The sequence below is a fragment of the Streptosporangium sp. NPDC049376 genome (assembly GCF_044466505.1).
In the GTDB taxonomy this organism is placed as follows: domain Bacteria; phylum Actinomycetota; class Actinomycetes; order Streptosporangiales; family Streptosporangiaceae; genus Streptosporangium.
This window is the reverse complement of sequence record NZ_JBITMT010000052.1, coordinates 1-1,874: the sequence shown is the minus strand read 5'-3', so window position 1 is coordinate 1,874 and position 1,874 is coordinate 1. Positions and strand designations below refer to the sequence as shown.

Genomic DNA, 1,874 nt, shown 5'->3' with positions numbered 1-1,874 from the left:
GTCCGCTTCCACGACGCCCTCACCACCGCCGCACCCACCACCGACCTCTTCCTCGAACTCGGCCCCGACCCCGTCCTCACCACCTTCGCCACCGAAACCACCCCCACCGTCCCGGCGCTGCCCACCCTGCGCCGCAACCGGCCCGAACCCATCACCGCCCTCACCGCAGCCGCCCACCTCCACACCAACGGCACCCACATCGACTGGACCGCCACCCTCACCGGACAACCCAGAACCGTCGACCTGCCCACCTACGCCTTCCAGCGGGAACGGCTGTGGGCGCAGCCTCCCGTGGACCTGCCGCGTGACGTGGCGGGGCTGGGGCTCAGCGTGGCGGAGCATCCGCTGCTCGGGGCGGCGGTTCCACTCGCGGACGGTGCGGGAACCGTTCTGACCGGGCGTCTGTCCCTGGCCACCCATCCCTGGCTGGCCGACCACGCGGTCTTCGGCACGGTCATCGTCCCCGGCACCGCCTTCGTCGAGCTGGCCGTCCACGCGGCCGATGTGACCGGCCTCGACACGATCGAGGAGCTCGTCCTGCACACTCCGCTGGTCCTCACCGCCCGCGACGCCGTACAGCTGCAGGTCGTCGTCACCGGCTCCCAGGAAGTGCCGGAGAGCCACACGGTGGAGATCTACTCCCGTCCCGGTGACGGCTCCGGCGGGTGGACCCACCACGCCGGTGCGACCCTGACCAAGGGCGGCCCCCGGGAGGAGGCGGCCGACCTGACGGTGTGGCCGCCGGTCGGCGCGGAGCCGGTCGAGGTGGGGACGGTCTATCCGGTCCTCGACGAGGCGGGACTGCGGTACGGCCCGGCGTTCCGGGGGTTGCGTGCCGCCTGGCAGCGCGGCGAGGAGTTGTTCGCCGAGGTCGCCCTGCCGGAGCCGTACGCGCAGGACGCGGCCGGCTTCGGGGTGCATCCCGCGTTGCTGGACGCCGCGGTGCACCTGCCCGCGCTGCGGGGGCTGGCCGACGTGCCGGAGGGCGGCAACCGGTTGCCGTTCGCCTGGAACGGCGTACGGCTGCACGCCTCCGGCGCGACCACGCTACGGGTCCGGGTGGTGATGTCTGATTCGGGGTCGTTGACCCTGTACGCGGCCGACGCCACGGGGGCGCCCGTCGTCTCGATCGACGCGCTCGTCGCCCGGCTCGTCTCGGCGGAGCAGTTGAGGGAGGCGGGGCCCGCCACGGAGAACGGCCTGTTCCGGGTCGAGTGGTCCGAGTTGGCTCCGGGGGTTCCCGGACGTCAGGCCTGGGCCGTACTCGGGGATCGGGAGCTGTACGACGGGCTCAGGGAGACCGGGGTGACCGCCTCGCTCTTCGCCGACCTGGACTCGCTGACCGACGCCGTTTCCGCCGGGGAGCCCGTCCCGGCCTTCGTCGTGCTCGCGGTCTCTCCTCAGGACGATCCGGTGGCCGGGGCGCACGACAACGCGGAACGGGTGCTGGCCGTACTGCGGGAGTGGGTCGAACGGTGGGACGAAGGACGGCTGGTGGTGCTGACCCGGGGGGCCGTCACGACGGGTGAGGAGCCCTCCGACCTGTCCACCGCCCCGGTCTGGGGGTTGACCCGTTCGGCGCAGGTGGAGCATCCGGGGCGTGTGCTGCTGGCGGACCTGGACGGCACGGCGTCGTCGCTGGAGGGGCTGCCGTCGGCGGTCGCCGCGGCGGTGGCGGCTGAGGAACCGCAGTTCGCGGTGCGCGCGGGGGTGGCCCTCGCTCCCCGGCTGGTTCCTCTGCGTGTCCCCGAGGTCTCCGAAGGGCTCGGGCTGGATCCCGAGGGGACGGTGTTGATCACCGGTGGCCTCGGCACCCTCGGCACCACCATCGCCCGCCACCTCGTCACCACCCACAACATCCGACACCTCATCCT

At 73.0% G+C, this 1,874-nt stretch carries 1 protein-coding gene; it reads left to right on the top strand.

Going from position 1 to position 1,874, the window contains the following annotated elements:
* Positions 1 to 1,874, top strand: a 1,874-nt coding sequence (locus ACIBVQ_RS40515) for a polyketide synthase dehydratase domain-containing protein (RefSeq protein ID WP_399184269.1), incomplete at both ends; no start/stop codon positions are given.